Annotated in this window: 14 protein-coding genes; 8 read left to right on the forward strand and 6 right to left on the reverse strand. The window is 65.8% G+C overall.

The features are described 5' to 3' along the window. Positions 1–103 precede the first annotated feature (103 nt). Entirely contained in the window at positions 104–730 is a 627-nt protein-coding gene (locus CJ010_RS17770) for a cytochrome c (protein ID WP_141019287.1), read from the forward strand. Positions 731–830: 100 nt separating this feature from the next. Here CJ010_RS17770 and CJ010_RS17775 read toward each other — a convergent pair whose 3' ends face one another. Then, on the reverse strand, positions 831–1,673 hold the full coding sequence (locus tag CJ010_RS17775; RefSeq protein WP_240794398.1) for a ferritin-like domain-containing protein: 843 nt from the start codon (positions 1,671–1,673) through the stop codon (positions 831–833). Positions 1,674–1,774: 101 nt separating this feature from the next. Here CJ010_RS17775 and glp point away from each other — a divergent pair, with 101 nt between their 5' ends. The 3 genes from glp to phoU are packed head-to-tail and all read left to right on the forward strand — an operon-like array spanning position 1,775 to position 4,479. Then, complete coding sequence (gene glp, locus CJ010_RS17780; RefSeq protein ID WP_141019288.1) at positions 1,775–3,022, forward strand: gephyrin-like molybdotransferase Glp; 1,248 nt, start codon at positions 1,775–1,777, stop codon at positions 3,020–3,022. A gap of 29 nt (positions 3,023–3,051) precedes the next feature. After that, a complete protein-coding gene (gene rpiA, locus CJ010_RS17785) occupies positions 3,052–3,714 on the forward strand; it encodes a ribose-5-phosphate isomerase RpiA (protein ID WP_141019289.1) in 663 nt (220 codons plus the stop codon). Positions 3,715–3,774: 60 nt separating this feature from the next. After that, positions 3,775–4,479 carry a phosphate signaling complex protein PhoU gene (gene phoU / locus CJ010_RS17790; RefSeq protein ID WP_141019290.1) on the forward strand — a complete coding sequence of 235 codons (705 nt, stop codon included), beginning with the start codon at positions 3,775–3,777 and terminating at the stop codon, positions 4,477–4,479. 90 nt (positions 4,480–4,569) lie between these two features. Here the strand turns inward: phoU and CJ010_RS17795 are convergent, their stop codons facing one another. The 5 genes from CJ010_RS17795 to CJ010_RS17815 form a co-directional block, all read right to left on the reverse strand. After that, a complete protein-coding gene (locus CJ010_RS17795) occupies positions 4,570–4,842 on the reverse strand; it encodes an oxidative damage protection protein (protein WP_141019291.1) in 273 nt (90 codons plus the stop codon). Between the two features lie 3 nt (positions 4,843–4,845). Next, the gene (locus tag CJ010_RS17800; protein WP_240794399.1) at positions 4,846–6,576 is read right to left on the reverse strand and encodes a diguanylate cyclase domain-containing protein; all 1,731 of its coding nucleotides are present in this window, start codon (positions 6,574–6,576) and stop codon (positions 4,846–4,848) included. After that, on the reverse strand, positions 6,573–7,931 hold the full coding sequence (gene argA, locus CJ010_RS17805) for an amino-acid N-acetyltransferase (protein ID WP_205754811.1): 1,359 nt from the start codon (positions 7,929–7,931) through the stop codon (positions 6,573–6,575). The genes CJ010_RS17800 and argA overlap by 4 nt, the downstream gene beginning before the upstream one ends. A 173-nt stretch (positions 7,932–8,104) precedes the next feature. Next, the gene (gene pap / locus CJ010_RS17810) at positions 8,105–9,589 is read right to left on the reverse strand and encodes a polyphosphate:AMP phosphotransferase (protein WP_141019292.1); all 1,485 of its coding nucleotides are present in this window, start codon (positions 9,587–9,589) and stop codon (positions 8,105–8,107) included. An 81-nt stretch (positions 9,590–9,670) separates the two neighbouring features. Further along, positions 9,671–10,402, reverse strand: a complete 732-nt coding sequence (locus CJ010_RS17815; RefSeq protein WP_141020759.1) for a 16S rRNA (uracil(1498)-N(3))-methyltransferase — start codon at positions 10,400–10,402, stop codon at positions 9,671–9,673. A 51-nt stretch (positions 10,403–10,453) separates the two neighbouring features. On the opposite strand from CJ010_RS17815, the gene CJ010_RS17820 reads away from it, so the two are divergent. The 4 genes from CJ010_RS17820 to tkt all read left to right on the forward strand — a co-directional run bounded on the left by CJ010_RS17820 (position 10,454) and on the right by tkt (position 14,721). After that, entirely contained in the window at positions 10,454–11,263 is an 810-nt protein-coding gene (locus CJ010_RS17820; RefSeq protein ID WP_141019293.1) for an inositol monophosphatase, read from the forward strand. 70 nt (positions 11,264–11,333) lie between these two features. After that, complete coding sequence (locus tag CJ010_RS17825) at positions 11,334–11,606, forward strand: hypothetical protein (protein WP_141019294.1); 273 nt, start codon at positions 11,334–11,336, stop codon at positions 11,604–11,606. Between the two features lie 49 nt (positions 11,607–11,655). Beyond that, entirely contained in the window at positions 11,656–12,531 is an 876-nt protein-coding gene (locus tag CJ010_RS17830) for a phosphoribulokinase (protein WP_141019295.1), read from the forward strand. A gap of 171 nt (positions 12,532–12,702) precedes the next feature. Continuing rightward, positions 12,703–14,721, forward strand: a complete 2,019-nt coding sequence (gene tkt / locus CJ010_RS17835; RefSeq protein WP_141019296.1) for a transketolase — start codon at positions 12,703–12,705, stop codon at positions 14,719–14,721. Positions 14,722–14,793: the final 72 nt, after the last annotated feature.

Consider the following 14,793-nt stretch of genomic DNA (forward strand, 5'->3'; position numbering starts at 1 on the left):
CCCATATGGGCGGGGAAAAACCCTGATCGCGTCGCGCAAATCCTGGTTAGTGTTATAGAATAGCGCGTTTTGAGACTTTCATTCACGGCTTTCCGAGGAAATCATGATCAAGCGTTCCCTGCTGCTTTCGCTGCTGCTGGTCGCAGGCAGCCTCCAGGCCCAGGTTCAGACTCCGGACCTCGCCAAGGCGAAACAGACCGCCGAAACGATTTGTGCTGGCTGTCACATGGCCGACGGCAACAGCCAGCTTCCCGCAAATCCGAAACTCGCAGGGCAACATCCCGATTACCTCTACAAGCAGCTGCACGACTTCAAGGGCTGGAACGGCAACAAGCCGGCTCGCGACAATGCCGTGATGGGCGCCATGGTCGCCAGTCTGGAAGAAGCCGACATGAAGGCGCTGGCCCAGCACTTCGGCTCGCAGACCCAGCAGTCGGAGCCGGCCAAGAACCTCGCCACCATCGACCTTGGCCAGAAGATCTGGCGCGCCGGCATCCCCGCCAAGGGCGTTCCCGCATGTGCCGCCTGTCACGGCCCCGCCGGCGCCGGCCTGCCCGCCCAGTACCCCCGCCTGTCGGGCCAGTTCGCCGAATACACCGAAGCTCAGCTGAAGGGCTTCCGCGACGGCGTGCGTGCCAACGACCCGAACCGCATGATGCGCATGATCGCCATCAAGATGACCGATCCGGAAATCAAGGCGGTGGCCGACTACGCAGCCGGCCTGCGCTGAGCAAACGACGGATCGTCATGTATCGAGGGGTGGCCTGACCACCCCTTTTTCATTTCCGCACCTTGGTTGCGCACCACGACGGCCTGCACAGCGCCTTGCCTCAGCGCCTGCGCGCTCCCACCAGCGCCTCCATCTCTTCGGCCGAAAAGCCTGCCGCCAGCCGCGCTTCCCGGTGCAGCGGCGGCAGCGGCCGCGGCGCATCGAATTGGTCGATCAGCGCGAGGTAGGTTGCTTCCGGCGCCAGCCCGCGTTCCGCGCACTGCGCACGGAACCAGCGATCGCCAATGGCAACGTGGCCGATCTCGTCGCGCAGGATGATCTCCAACACCCCGACGCTTTCACGATCGCCTATCGCCGTCAGCTTGGCCATGATGGGGGGCGTGGCATCCAGTCCGCGCGCCTCAAGCACGCGCGGCACCAGCGCCATCCGCGTCAACACGTCGCCGGCCGTCTTGCAGGCCATGTCCCACAGCCCGTCGTGCGCAGGGAAGTCCCCGTAGGCATGACCGAGCGCTGCCAGGCGGTCACATACCAGGCCAAAGTGATAAGCCTCCTCCGCCGCCACGCGCAGCCAGTCGGCATGGAAGTCGGGCGGCATGCTCCGGAAGCGGTGCACGCAGTCCAGCGCGAGATTGATGGCATTGAACTCGATATGCGCGATCGCGTGCAGCAAGGCGGCGTGGCCTGCACGGGAACCCACCTTGCGGGTGTGGAGCAGCTGCGGCGCGACCAGTTGCGGGCGTGGCGGCCTGCCGGGCACTGCTATCGGGCAGACATCGTCGGCGGCAGGCCGGGCCAGCATGCGTCCGGCCTCCCAATCCGCCAGCAAGGCGGTCGTTACAGCGCACTTGGCACCGGGCTCGTCAAGCATCAGCGCCGCCAGCGCGGCCTCGTGGACGGAAGACATCATGGGGTGCAGTTTAGCAAAACCGCGCACCGGCATTCGCCATGACACATGGTCCTTCATCGGCGCTGCAACCGCCGGCACATTGGGTAATAATGGCCGCCATTGCAGCCTGTCGGAGGCTGCCCCGGATTTTGCCGATGAGCATAGAAACAGGCGGCGCCGAGCGCCGCAACCACCTTACCGTCGCCGAAGCCAGAGCGGCCATTTTCGAACGTATCGCCCCCGTCGCAGGCTGGGAGCGCGTTGCCGTGCGCAGCGCGCTCGGTCGTGTCCTGGCCGAGGACGTGGTGGCCCCCTGCAACGTTCCGGCGCATGACAACTCGGCGATGGACGGCTACGCAGTCCGTGCGGCCGATCTCGCGGCAGACGGCGAAACCGCACTCACCGTGGTCGGCACCGCCTACGCCGGCCATCCCTTCTCGGGCGTCGTCGGTGTCGGTCAGGCAGTGCGCATCATGACGGGAGCGGCAATCCCGAGGGATGCCGACACCATCGTGGTGCAGGAAGTCACCCACCGCGAAGAACAGCGGGTCTTCATCCCTCCCGGGCAGCGCAAGGGACAGAACCTGCGCCGGGCAGGCGAGGACCTCGCGCTCGGTGGGGTGGCGCTCGCCGCCGGCACGCTCTGCGGTCCTGCAGAACTCGGCCTGATCGCCTCGCTCGGGATTGCCGAAGTCGCCGTACGCCGGCGCCTGCGTGTCGCCTTCTTTTCCACCGGCGACGAGATCGCCTCGATCGGCCGACCGCTTGCGCCGGGCGAAGTGTACGACAGCAACCGCTACACCCTCTTCGGCGCGCTCAGCCGACTCGGCTGCGAAGTGCTGGACATGGGCGTAATCGCCGACCAGCCCGCTGCACTCGAAGCCGCCTTTCGCGACGCCTCGCAGGCAGCCGACGTCATCATCACCAGTGGCGGCGTGTCGGTCGGCGAAGCCGACTTCATCCGCGAGATGATGACACGCATGGGCGAGGTCGCATTCTGGAAACTCGCGATCAAGCCCGGCCGGCCGATGGCCTTCGGCCGTGTCGGAAACGCTTTTCTCTTCGGGCTTCCCGGCAATCCCGTGGCAGTACTGGTGACCTACTACCAGTTCGTGCGCGACGCCCTGCTGGGCATGATGGGCGTGTCGCCGCTGCCGTCGGTCCAGCTCTTCGAAGTGCCCTGCGCCGACAGTATCCGCAAGCAGGCGGGACGGCGCGAGTTCATGCGCGGCCGACTCGCCGAGCGCGACGGCAGGCTTGTCGTAGGCCTTGCCGGCGCGCAGGGCTCGGGCGTCCTGCGTTCGATGTCGGAAGCCAACTGTTTCATCGTCCTCCCCGAGGACAACGCCGGCGTACAGACAGGCGACATGGTGCTGGTCCAGCCCTTCGACGGCCTGGTCTAACCCTCACTCACAAGGAATACGAAAACAGCATGACCCAGGACGAACTCAAGAAAGCCGCCGCACTCGCCGCACTTGACTACATCGAGGACGGCATCATCGTCGGCGTCGGCACCGGCTCGACAGTGAATCACTTCATCGACGGCCTGGCCGGCATCAAGTCGCGCATCCGCGGTGCCGTGTCGAGTTCGGAAGCGAGTTCGGCACGACTGACCGCTTACGGCATCCCGCTGCTCGACCTGAACGACGTGGATACGCTCCCGGTCTACGTCGACGGCGCCGACGAGATCGACGGCGGCTTCAGCATGATCAAGGGCGGCGGCGGCGCCCTCACCCGCGAGAAGATCGTTGCTGCGGTGGCCAGCCGTTTCATCTGCATCTGCGACAAGAGCAAGCGCGTCGAAATCCTCGGCCGCTTTCCGCTGCCGGTCGAGGTGATCCCGATGGCACGCGCCCAGGTGATGCGCGAACTGGCCAGGCTCGGAGGCGAACCGCGGCTGCGGGAAGACTTCGTGACCGACAACGGCAACCTCATCGTCGACGTGCACCGTCTGGCCATCACCGATCCGGTCGCGATGGAGCAACGCATCAATGGCATCGTCGGCGTCGTCACCAACGGGCTCTTCGCTGCGCGCGGCGCCGACGTGCTGCTGCTGGCGGGCGCCAGCGGCGTCGAGCGCCTGGAACGCAGCTGACACATTCACTTAACTTTGGCGTGCTAGCCTGCCCAACCTCTGGATAGTGCAATGGCGAAAATGACCGAACATACGTACAAGCAGTTCGACGCAGAACTCGAGGCGCTCCGTACCGGCGTCCTGCAGATGGGCGGGCTGGTAGAGACCCAGGTGGCGAACGCGCTCGAAGGCCTGAAGACCGGCAATATCGGCCTCATCGACCGAGTCATCGAAGGCGACCACAGGATCAACCTGCTCGAGGTGGAGCTGGCCGACGACTGCACCCAGATCATCGCAAAGCGTCAACCGACGGCAGTCGACCTGCGCCTCATCATGACGGTGATCAAGTCCATCGCCGACCTGGAGCGCATCGGCGACGAGGCCAAGAAAATCGCCAAGGCAGCCAAGCGCCTGCATTCGGGCGATGCACCCTTCGTGCCGCGGGTGGAACTCGGTTATGCGGCGGGGCTGGCGCTCGACATGTTGCGCAGTGCGCTCGACAGCTTCGCGCGTGCCGACGTCTCGGAGGTAAACACCATCAAGAACCAGGATGCCGAGGTGGACGCCTCCTTCAAGGGCATCATGCGCCAACTGATCACTTTCATGATGGAAGATCCCCGCACCATCACCAGCAGTCTGGAAGTGCTGTTCATCGCCAAGTCGATCGAGCGCATCGGTGACCACGCCAAGAACGTGTCGGAGTATGTCGTCTTCCTGGTACAGGGCCGCGACGTGCGCTACACGAAATCGGCCGCCGCTGCATCGGAAGCCGCCAAAGGCAACTGACCCGCAGCAGAACGGCTCCCCACAACAAAAAAGGGATGGCCGAAGCCATCCCTTTTTTGTTGTCCGGCGGCCGGCTTGCAGCCGCGGCGCTCACTGCGCCGGCGGAACGTAGCCGCCGATCTGGTCGGCGCCACCTTCGAAAAAGTGCTTCTCCATCTGCTCGGCCAGATACTTGCGCGCCCGCGCATCCATCAGGTTGAGCCGGTTCTCATTGATCAGCATGGTCTGGTACTTGACCCATTGCTGCCAGGCTTCCTTGGACACGCTTTCGAAGATCCGCTTGCCGAGCTCGCCGGGCACCGGCGGCAGATCCAAGCCTTCAGCCTCACGGCCGAGTTTGATGCAATTCACCATACGAGCCATCGTTCAATCCTTTGCAAAGGGAGGTTCATCAAGATTCCGATTGGTGGCCGACATTCTATCGGATTCGCTGCCGCCATCACCCGACACCATCCAGCGATTGCGGCCGTGGCTCTTGGACTGGTACATCGCCTGGTCGGCCGCCGCCATCAGCGCCTCGCCGTCTGCACCATGACGCGGAAATAGTGCGATCCCGATACTGGCGGTCACACCGACCGACTGACCACCAAAACTGAAGCTCAAGCCGTCGACGCCCTCGACCAGACGCGCGGCCAGTTCCGACAACTCCGCCTCCGTCGTGTCCGGCACCAGCATCGCGAACTCGTCGCCGCCCAACCGGAACAGCATTTCGTTGCGCCGGATGATGCGCCCCACCCCCTCGGCGATACCTACCAGCACCTCGTCGCCAGCCTGATGGCCATAGCGGTCGTTGATCGGCTTGAAGCCATCGAGGTCGATCGCGACCAGGCCGACCTCGAGCCCCCGTCGCTGCGCCTCGGCCAGCAGGCGGTCGAGCTCCTCGTGGAAGCGGCGACGGTTGTACAGGTTGGTCAGCGGATCGCGCTCCGCCAGTGCGACCAGCTGGTTGGCGATGCGGCGCTGCTCGGTGACGTCCTCGTAAATCCACACCCGCCCGATGCCGCGCGCGCCCTTGCCGCTTTCGATCACGGCAGACAGATCGGTGACGATGCGGCCATCCTTCATCCGGACTTCGAACTGCTCGCTCACCGCCTGACGCTCGCCGACCACCGCCTCGATATGGGCGAAATAGGCCTCCGGATCAGCCAGCAAGGGCGCGACGGTCCGCTGCAGGACGACGTCGCGCGTACCGATGAGATTCTCCTCCGGCTGGAATCCCCATATCTTCAGCATCGTGCGATTGAAATACAGCACGCGGTGATCGTGATCGATGAAGATAATGCCGAGGCCGATGACGTTCAGCAGTGCAGCCAGGCGCTGACGCTCGTCGTTGCTGCGCGACAGATAGTGCTCGCGCAGCGCCTGCGCCCGCCGCAACTCCGCCACCGTTTCGAGCAGCTTGTACTCCGTCTCCTTGCGCGCCTGGATGTCCTCGGCCGACATACGCAAGCCCACCCGGCGACCCTCGCCGTCCAGCATCACGCGCCAGCGGCAGGCCACCCAGCCGTAGCGGCCATCGCGGTGCGCGAGCCGCATCTCGAAATCCTGCTGGACGCCGTCGGCCAGCACCTGCATCGCCATCCGCACGCAGTAACGCCGATCCGATTCATGCGCCAGCATCTCGATGGCATCCGAGGCCTCCATGCAGGCAGCGGTAGTCCATCCGGTCAGGCGCTCCACCGAGGGACTGACCCATAACAGTCGCCGGTTGGCGTCGAACAAGGCCTCCAGACCGTGCACACCCTCGGCGATCTGGCGCAAGAACAAGGTCTGGCCGACGGCCTGGTCGATGCGTTCGAGCGGGCACGCCGCCGTTTCGCCCACCAGCGTGCCCGCCTCATGCCATGCATCGATGCGCGAATGGATGGCCGACGATTCGCTGTGCCGGATGCTCGCGAGCTTGCGCTGCTGGCAATACACCGCGCCGCCCGCCAGGGCGGCGATGATCGCGATGCCGGGCAGCCAGGCGAACCAGCCGTATTCGGCCTCGAGCAAGCGGCCGAGGCCAATGATCACCGCCACGGCGAGCGCACCGGCCAGCCCCGCCAGCCAGACCGGACGCAATGACACCACCATGCAGGAGGTGCGTTCGTTCATAGCGCCTTGACGAATACCTTTGAGCGACGCTGGAAGTTGTAGAGCTCACGCTTCTGGCGCGGCAACGCCTCGGGGCCGATCTCACTGAATCCGCGTTCGCGGAACCAGTGCGCTGTGCGCGTGGTGAGCACGAACAGACGCTCCAGCCGCTGCACCCGCGCGCGCCGTTCGATCCGGCGCAGCAACTGGTCGCCCAGCCCTGCACGACGGTACTCGGGCATCACCGCGAGGCAGGCCAGCTCGGCTGCATTCTCTTCGCTGAACGGATAGAGCGCCGCACAGCCAACCAGCACCCCGTCGTGTTCGACCACGGTAAACCGGTCGACCTCCTGTTCGAGCAGCTCACGACCACGCCGCACCAGCGTGCCGTCCGCCTCCATCGGCGAGATCAGGGAGACCAGCGCGCCAACGTCGTCGATCGTGGCCTCGCGCAGACGGAACAGCGGGTCGCGCGACACCACGGTGCCGACCCCGGCGTGAGTAAAGAACTCCAGCAGCAGGCCGCCGTCCTTGTCGCGGTCGATCAGGTGGCAGCGTGCCACCCCCTTGCGCACCGCCCGGATCGCACACGGCAGGTAGAGATGCAGGTCTTCGGTCAGGCCCTCGCGGGCCTCGAGCTTGCGCGCCGCCTCGTCGGCGGTGACCGATTCGATCAGCTTGCCGTCGGCATCGAGCAGGCCCGGCGCATCGCATAGATAGATCAGCTTCTCCGCCTTCAGTGCCACCGCCACGGCCTCGGCGACCTCCTCCATGCACAGATTGAAGATTTCCCCCGCCGGCGACACGCCGAGCGGCGTGATCAGCACCACGTTCTGCTGGTCGAGATCCGCCTTGATTTCCTCGGCGATGATGCGGCGCACCGCGCCGGTGAACTGGAAGTCGATCCCGTCGACCACGCCGAAAGGCCGGGCAGTGATGAAATTGCCGCCGGTCACCCGCATGTAGCTGCCAGCCATGGGCGTATTGGGCAATCCTTGGGACAACAGCGCCTCGACCTCGAAGCGGGTCACCGCCATCGCCGACTTCACGCACTCAAGCGCCGCTGCATCGGTAACGCGCAGTCCGTTGTGGAAACGCGCCTCCAGCCCGCGACGCGCCACCTCGGCATCGATCTGCGGACGCGCACCATGCACCAACACCAGGCGAATACCGAGTGCGGCCAGCAGGTTGCAGTCGTAGGCGAGGCTCTGCGCACGCTCGCCGGCGGCGACCTCGCCACCGAAGGCGACGACGAAGGTCTTGCCGCGGAAAGCGTGTATGTAGGGCGCGGCGCCGCGCACCCAGGAAACGAACTGCGCCGTCGAGTCGGCAGCAACAGGCAGCGCGGCCTGAGCGGGGGGAGATTCGGCGTTCAATCGTGCACCGGTCGGTGTTGCCGGCACCCGCAGCCATTCCGCGGGCGCGCCGGACTGTTGTCGTACTCCGATTCTAGCCGAAGCCCCGACGCTTGTTGCCTCGGCCCAGCGCAACGGGATGAAACAAATGATTCCGGCGTAAGCCCCCGGCATTACCGGGCGCAGCGGCGCAATCAGGCCAGGGCGCGGGTCAGCTGCTCGCAGATCGTGCGCAGCACCTTGATCCGTGCGTAGTACTTGTTGTCCGCCTCGACCAGGGTCCACGGCGCGATCTCGGTGCTGGTCCGATCCACCATGTCGCATACCGCCTGGGCATAGGCATCCCACTTGTCGCGGTTGCGCCAGTCTTCCTCGGTGATCTTGAAGCGCTTGTGCGGCTCGGCCTCGCGTTCCTTGAAGCGCGCGAGCTGTTCATCCTGGCTGATCGCCAGCCAGAACTTCACCACCACCGCGCCGGCGACGACGAGCTGATCCTCGAAATCGTTGATCTCGGCGTAGGCCCGCATCCAGTCGGCCTCGGAACAGTATCCCTCGACGCGCTCGACCAGGACACGGCCATACCAGGAACGGTCGAACACCAGCACCTTGCCCTGGCGCGGCAGATGGCGCCAGAAGCGCCAGAGATAGGGCTGCGCCTGCTCCTCCTCCGACGGTGCCGCAATCGGCACGATACGATACTGCCGCGCATCGAGCGCCGCACTGACACGGCGGATCGCACCGCCCTTGCCCGCCGCATCCGCGCCCTCGAAAACCAGTACCAGCGAGCGCTTGTGAAACGCCGGCTCGCGCGTCAGCAGCGCCAGCTTGCCTTGGTAGCGTTCGAGCTGATCCTCGTAGGCCTTGCGCTCCATCTCCTGGCGCAGCACCAGCGTATTGAGGAGATTGAGCCGGTCGACCGCCGGCGGCAGCGGCGCGGCGGTCTGGCGCGGCGCCCAGCCGCGCTGCACCACGTCGAGCCGCTTGCGCAAGGCCGTCAGCAGCGCCCTCCCGACGAAGACGGCGCGAAAGCGGGGATCGCTGCCATCGACGATCATCCACGGTGCCTCGCCGGAACTGGTCTGGCGCAACGCATGGCCGGCAACGTCGTGGTAGCGGTCGTAGCTCTCGTAGAAGCGCCAGTCGCGCTCGGTGACACGCCAGCGGGTGCGCTCGTCCTTCTCCAGATCCTTCAGACGCTTCTTCTGGCCGGCTTTGGAGAGATGGAACCAGAATTTGATCAGCAGCACGCCTTCGCGCACCAGCATCGCCTCGAAACGGCGGATTTCCTCGAGGCGCTGGTCAAAAGCGGCGCGCTTGGAGACGCGCTCGACCCGCTCGCGGATCGGCCCGGCATACCAGTTATTGAACAGCACGCCGATCTTGCCCTTTGGCGGCAGGGCGCGCCAAAAGCGCCACATGAAGGGCCGCTCGGCCTCTTCCGAGGTCGGTTCGTCGAAAGCCCAGGCCTGGATGTGCCGCGGGTCCATCCACTCATTGAGCAGATTGACCGTCTCGCCCTTGCCGGCACCGTCTATGCCGTTGATCAAGACCACCACCGCGAACTGCTTGAGGTCGAGCAGATCGTACTGGGCGTCGAGCAGGTCGGCGCGCAATACCGGCTCGATGGCATCGTATTCATCCTTGTCGGTCTTGTGACCGAGCTCGGCGGATTCGAACATGAGAAACGAGGCTCCCGCTTGCGGTTGATCCTGTTGTCGGCTGCCACACGGATGGCAGCGCCTGTTGTTCGTGCCGGCGACCTAGAAATCGCCCCAGCGCGCCTGCAGCGCCGCCAGCATCGCCAGGCCGGCGGTTTCGGTCCGGAGCACCCTCGGCCCCAGGCCGACCGGAATGCACGCCGCCGACCGGCAGGCCGCGAGTTCGTCTTCGCTCCAGCCACCTTCCGGCCCGATCAAGAGGTGCAACGGCCCGCCAGGCTTTGCCTGTGCCGCCAGCCCCGCCCCTGCGGCCGGATCCAGCACCCAGCGGCTCACCGCGGAATCCTCCCGCGCCTGCGCCAGATAGGCCGCCAAGGACTGGATCTCGCCGATTGCCGGCACACGGTTGCGCCCGCTCTGTTCACATGCGCCGATCGCAACCTGCTGCCAATGCTCGCGCCGCTTGGCCGCGCGTTCGCCCGACAGGCGCAGGACCGAGCGCTCGGCCTGCACCGGCACCAGCGCGCAGGCGCCCAGTTCCACCGCCTTCTGCACGATCCAGTCCATCTTGTCGCCGGTGGCGAGTGCCTGTACCAGCACCAGTTGCAGGGGTGACTCGCGATCGACCTCGCTGCGCGCCTCGATCGCAGCCAACGCTGCCTTACCGCGCAATGACAGCGTCGCGCGGGCTTCCGCACCCACGCCATCAAAAAGCACAATCGCATCACCATCACGCAGGCGAAGTACGCGTGCAGCATGGTGCGCCGCAGCCTCGGGCAAGGCCACCTCGCCGCGCTCGGGCAGCACGCCCGGAAAATGGAATCGTGAAATCATCGTAAGATTATAGGCATAGCCCCGTTGTTCGATCACTTGGCGGACCAGCCCATGCCGACCGCAGCCCAAAGACTCGCCCGTGTCCGGGCACTCGAATCCCTCGTTCGCGACATCGCGCGCGAGGAAATCCTGCCGCGCTACCTGAAGTCCGCGCGCAGCCGCAAGGCCGACGGGACGCTGTTCACCGAGGCCGACATCGAATCGCAGCGCCGCTTCTCCGCCGCGCTGCCCGAACTCCTGCCCGGCGCCGTGCTGGGCGAAGAGATGAGCGCCGAAGAGCAGGGCCGCCTGTGGGCAGGTGGCCGCAGCGGCCTGTGGTGCATCGACCCGATAGACGGCACCACCAACTTTGCCAACGGCATCCCTTTCTTTGCCGTCTCCATCGCCTATCTGGTCGATCACGAGCCACGTTTCGGCGTGGTCTACAATCCGATCACCGACGAATCCTTCTACGCAGCCAAGGGTGCCGGTGCCTTCCTCAACGGCACCGAACTGCCATTGCGCCCCGCTGCGGCGCACCTGGGCGATGCAGTGGCCGGCGTGGACTTCAAGCGCATCAGCCATCACCTCGGCGACGAACTGGCGGTGCGGCCACCCTTCTACTCACAGCGCAATTTCGGTTCGAGCGCACTGGAATGGTGTTTCGTCGCCGCCGGCCGCCTGGATGTCTATCTGCACGGCGGTCAGATGCTGTGGGACTACGCGGCAGGTCGCCTGATCCTGGCCGAAGCGGGCGGCGAAGCGGCCGCGCTCGATGGCGGCTCGCTGATGGCCGGCCCGGCCGTCAAGCGCGGCGTGATTGCAGCGGCCAGCCCCTCGCTCTTCACCGAATGGCGGTCCTGGGTGTCCGCGCACTCCTGAGCCAGGCGGTTCGCTGCGGCGCACAAGCGCGCGCTATGATGAAATCCAGACTGCAAACCAGGAATCACCGATGGTTCAACCCAGCTCCACCGCCTCTGAAAGCCAGGACGAAGCCGAACGGCGGCGCTTCCACCACGTCCGCGAGATCTTCGAAGAGGCCCACGCCCTGATCGCGCCTTTCTTCGCACCTGAAAACCAGTGGGCCAACGTCACGCTGGATCACCTCGCCTACCGCGTGGTGCGCGATCACTATCCCGAGCTCAGCTTCGAGGAAGTGCACGTGCTGGTGGTTGCGACCAAGCGCGTCTGCACCGAACCGGGCAGTATCCCCGGCGCAGACTGAACCGCCCCGCCCACGACAGCCACCGAACACGCCCCGCGCGGAGTCCGTCATGTCCATGAAGCACCCGATCATCGCCGTCACCGGCTCTTCAGGCGCCGGCACCACCACGGTCAAGCACACCTTCGAGGCGATTTTCCACCGCGAACATGTCAATGCCGCCATCGTCGAGGGCGACAGCTTCCACCGCTACACCCGCGACGAGATGAAGTCGCTGATCGAGGAAGCGGAGCAGGCCGGCCAGCGCGGCATCAGCCATTTCGGGCCGGAAGCCAACCTGTTCGAGGATCTGGAAAACCTGTTCCGCGCCTACGGCGAATCGGCCACCGGGCGGCGGCGCTACTACATCCACAACGAGGCGCAATCCATGCGCTGGAACCTGCCGATGGGCAGCTTCACCGAATGGGAAGACCTGCCGGTGGGCACCGACTGCCTGTTCTACGAAGGCCTGCACGGTGCCGTGGTGTGCGACCGCATCGACGTCGCCCGCCACGTGGACCTGCTGATCGGCGTAGTGCCGACCATCAACCTCGAATGGATACAGAAGCTGCACCGCGACACTCGCGTACGCGGCTATTCGGCCGACGCCGTGCAGGACACCATCCTGCGCCGCATGCACGACTACGTGCATTACATCGTGCCGCAGTTCTCGCGCACCCACATCAACTTCCAACGCATCCCGGTGGTCGATACCTCTAACCCCTTCATCGCACGCGACGTGCCGACGCTGGACGAATCCATGGTGGTGATCCGTTTCAAGGATCCGCGTGGCGTCGACTTCCCCTACCTGCTGCGCATGATTCATGACGCCTTCATGAGCCGGGCGAACACCATCGTGATCCCCGGCGGCAAGCTCGACCTCGCCATGCAGCTGATCCTGACCCCACTGATCTGGAAGCTGATGGAACGACGCCGGCAGTGGGTATGAACAAGGGCCGCCAAGCGGCGGCATGCGTCCGGCGGTAGAAAATTCACAAGATACGCCAACCACTTACCACATCCTGCAACGAAGCGGCGCTACCAAAAGCCGGGCGTTTTCAGCGATAATGCCGGTTTTTTCAGGCCGCCTTCCAGGCTGCCTCTCGGCTTCGAGGAAACCATGTCGCTGTCCAGAAACGTCAAGCCCCCGGTCTTCAACCCCGTCACCGGCGCCATCCGCGCACTCGCGATGGATGCGGTGCAGCAGGCCAACTCAGGCCACCCGGGCGCACCCATGGGCATGGCCGAAATCGCCGAGGTGCTGTGGCGGCACCACCTGAAGCACAACCCGGCCAACCCGAAATGGGCCGACCGCGACCGTTTCGTGCTCAGCAACGGCCATGGCTCGATGCTGATCTACGCGCTGCTCCACCTCAGCGGCTACGACCTGCCGATCGCGGAGCTCAAGCGCTTCCGCCAGCTGCACAGCAAGACGCCGGGCCACCCTGAATACGGCTACACCCCGGGCGTGGAAACCACTACCGGCCCGCTCGGCCAGGGCATCACAAATGCGGTCGGCATGGCGCTGGCTGAAAAGGTGCTGGCAGCCGAATTCAACCGCCCGGGCCACGAGATCGTCGATCACCGCACCTACGTGTTCCTCGGCGACGGCTGCCTGATGGAAGGCATCAGCCACGAGGCCTGCTCGCTCGCCGGCACCTGGGGCCTGGGCAAGCTCGTCGCCTTTTACGATGACAACAACATCTCCATCGACGGCCATGTCGATGGCTGGTTCACCGACGACACCCCGAAGCGTTTCGAAGCCTACGGCTGGCAGGTGATCCGCGATGTCCAGGGCCACGACGCCGCCGAAATCGAAGCCGCCATCCAGCAGGCCCGGGCCAACACCAGCCAGCCCACGCTGATCTGCTGCAAGACGGTGATCGGCGCCGGCGCCCCCAACAAGCAGGGCGGCCACGATGTGCACGGCGCCCCGCTGGGCGCCGCCGAGATCGAAGCCGCGCGCGCCCACATCGGCTGGAAGCACCCGCCGTTCGAAATCCCGGCCGACGTGTACGCCGCCTGGGATGCGCGCCCGGCCGGCGCCGCCGCCGAAGCGGCCTGGAACGACAAGTTCGCCGCCTACGCCGCCGCCTTCCCCGAGCTCGCCGCCGAGTTCAAGCGCCGCGTGCAGGACCAGGCCCTGCCGGCCGACTGGTCCGCCCACGTCGCCGCGGTGCTCGACAAGGTCAATGCGAAGGCCGAGACCATCGCCACCCGCAAGGCCAGCCAGAACAGCATCGAAGCCTTCGCGCCCAAGCTGCCCGAACTGCTCGGCGGCTCGGCCGACCTTGCCGGCTCCAACCTCACGCTGTGGTCGGGCGCCAAGGGCGTCAGCCGCGAAACCGGCGGCAACTACGTCTATTACGGCGTGCGCGAGTTCGGCATGGCGGCCATCGCCAACGGCGTCGCGCTGCACGGCGGCCTGATCCCCTACACCGCCACCTTCCTCATGTTCAGCGAATACGCCCGCAATGCCCTGCGCATGGCGGCGCTGATGAAGCTGCGCCAGCTTTTCGTGTTCACCCACGACTCCATCGGCCTCGGCGAGGACGGCCCTACCCACCAGCCGGTGGAGCAGACCGCCACCCTGCGCCTGATCCCCAACATGGACGTCTGGCGCCCCTGCGACACGCTGGAATCGGCGGTGGCCTGGGCGCACGCGATCGAACGCCAGGACGGCCCGTCCTGCCTGCTGTTCTCGCGCCAGAACCTGCCCTTCCAGGCCCGCAGCGCCGAACAGATCGACGCCGTCCGCCGCGGCGGCTACGTGCTGTCGGAAGCCGCCGGCCAGCCGCAGGCGGTGATCCTCGCCACCGGCTCCGAAGTCGCGCTGGCGATGGCCGCACAGAAGACGCTGGCCGAGGCCGGCATCGCGGTGCGCGTGGTCTCCATGCCCAGCACCAACGTATTCGACCGTCAGGACGCCGCCTACAAGGCCGCCGTCCTGCCCGCCGGCCTGCCGCGCATCGCGGTCGAAGCCGGCGTCACCGACGGCTGGCGCAAGTACGTCGGTCTCGAAGGCGAGGTGATCGGCCTCGACCGCTTCGGTGAATCCGCACCTGCCGGCGAGCTCTTCAAGTATTTCGGCATCACCGCCGAGGCGGTGGTCGAAGCGGTCAAGAAGCTCGTCAAGTAAGCCCTAACGGTGGCGGCGGGAGCCGATCAGACCTTCCGCCGCCGCTTCGCTGCCCTGTTCTGATGCCTGTGT

The organism is Azoarcus sp. DD4, from assembly GCF_006496635.1.
In the GTDB taxonomy this organism is placed as follows: Bacteria; Pseudomonadota; Gammaproteobacteria; order Burkholderiales; family Rhodocyclaceae; genus Azoarcus.

What these genes read in the sequence shown, in the direction of transcription:
- CJ010_RS17825 (WP_141019294.1), top strand. Translation starts at nt 11,334, where the DNA reads ATGGTTCAACCCAGCTCCACCGCCTCTGAAAGCCAGGACGAAGCCGAA.
- CJ010_RS17820 (WP_141019293.1), top strand. Translation starts at nt 10,454, where the DNA reads ATGCCGACCGCAGCCCAAAGACTCGCCCGTGTCCGGGCACTCGAATCC.
- CJ010_RS17775 (WP_240794398.1), bottom strand. Translation starts at nt 1,673, where the DNA reads ATGCCGGTGCGCGGTTTTGCTAAACTGCACCCCATGATGTCTTCCGTC.
- pap (WP_141019292.1), bottom strand. Translation starts at nt 9,589, where the DNA reads ATGTTCGAATCCGCCGAGCTCGGTCACAAGACCGACAAGGATGAATAC.
- rpiA (WP_141019289.1), top strand. Translation starts at nt 3,052, where the DNA reads ATGACCCAGGACGAACTCAAGAAAGCCGCCGCACTCGCCGCACTTGAC.
- tkt (WP_141019296.1), top strand. Translation starts at nt 12,703, where the DNA reads ATGTCGCTGTCCAGAAACGTCAAGCCCCCGGTCTTCAACCCCGTCACC.
- CJ010_RS17800 (WP_240794399.1), bottom strand. Translation starts at nt 6,576, where the DNA reads ATGAACGAACGCACCTCCTGCATGGTGGTGTCATTGCGTCCGGTCTGG.
- phoU (WP_141019290.1), top strand. Translation starts at nt 3,775, where the DNA reads ATGACCGAACATACGTACAAGCAGTTCGACGCAGAACTCGAGGCGCTC.
- CJ010_RS17830 (WP_141019295.1), top strand. Translation starts at nt 11,656, where the DNA reads ATGTCCATGAAGCACCCGATCATCGCCGTCACCGGCTCTTCAGGCGCC.
- CJ010_RS17815 (WP_141020759.1), bottom strand. Translation starts at nt 10,402, where the DNA reads ATGATTTCACGATTCCATTTTCCGGGCGTGCTGCCCGAGCGCGGCGAG.
- CJ010_RS17770 (WP_141019287.1), top strand. Translation starts at nt 104, where the DNA reads ATGATCAAGCGTTCCCTGCTGCTTTCGCTGCTGCTGGTCGCAGGCAGC.
- glp (WP_141019288.1), top strand. Translation starts at nt 1,775, where the DNA reads ATGAGCATAGAAACAGGCGGCGCCGAGCGCCGCAACCACCTTACCGTC.
- CJ010_RS17795 (WP_141019291.1), bottom strand. Translation starts at nt 4,842, where the DNA reads ATGGCTCGTATGGTGAATTGCATCAAACTCGGCCGTGAGGCTGAAGGC.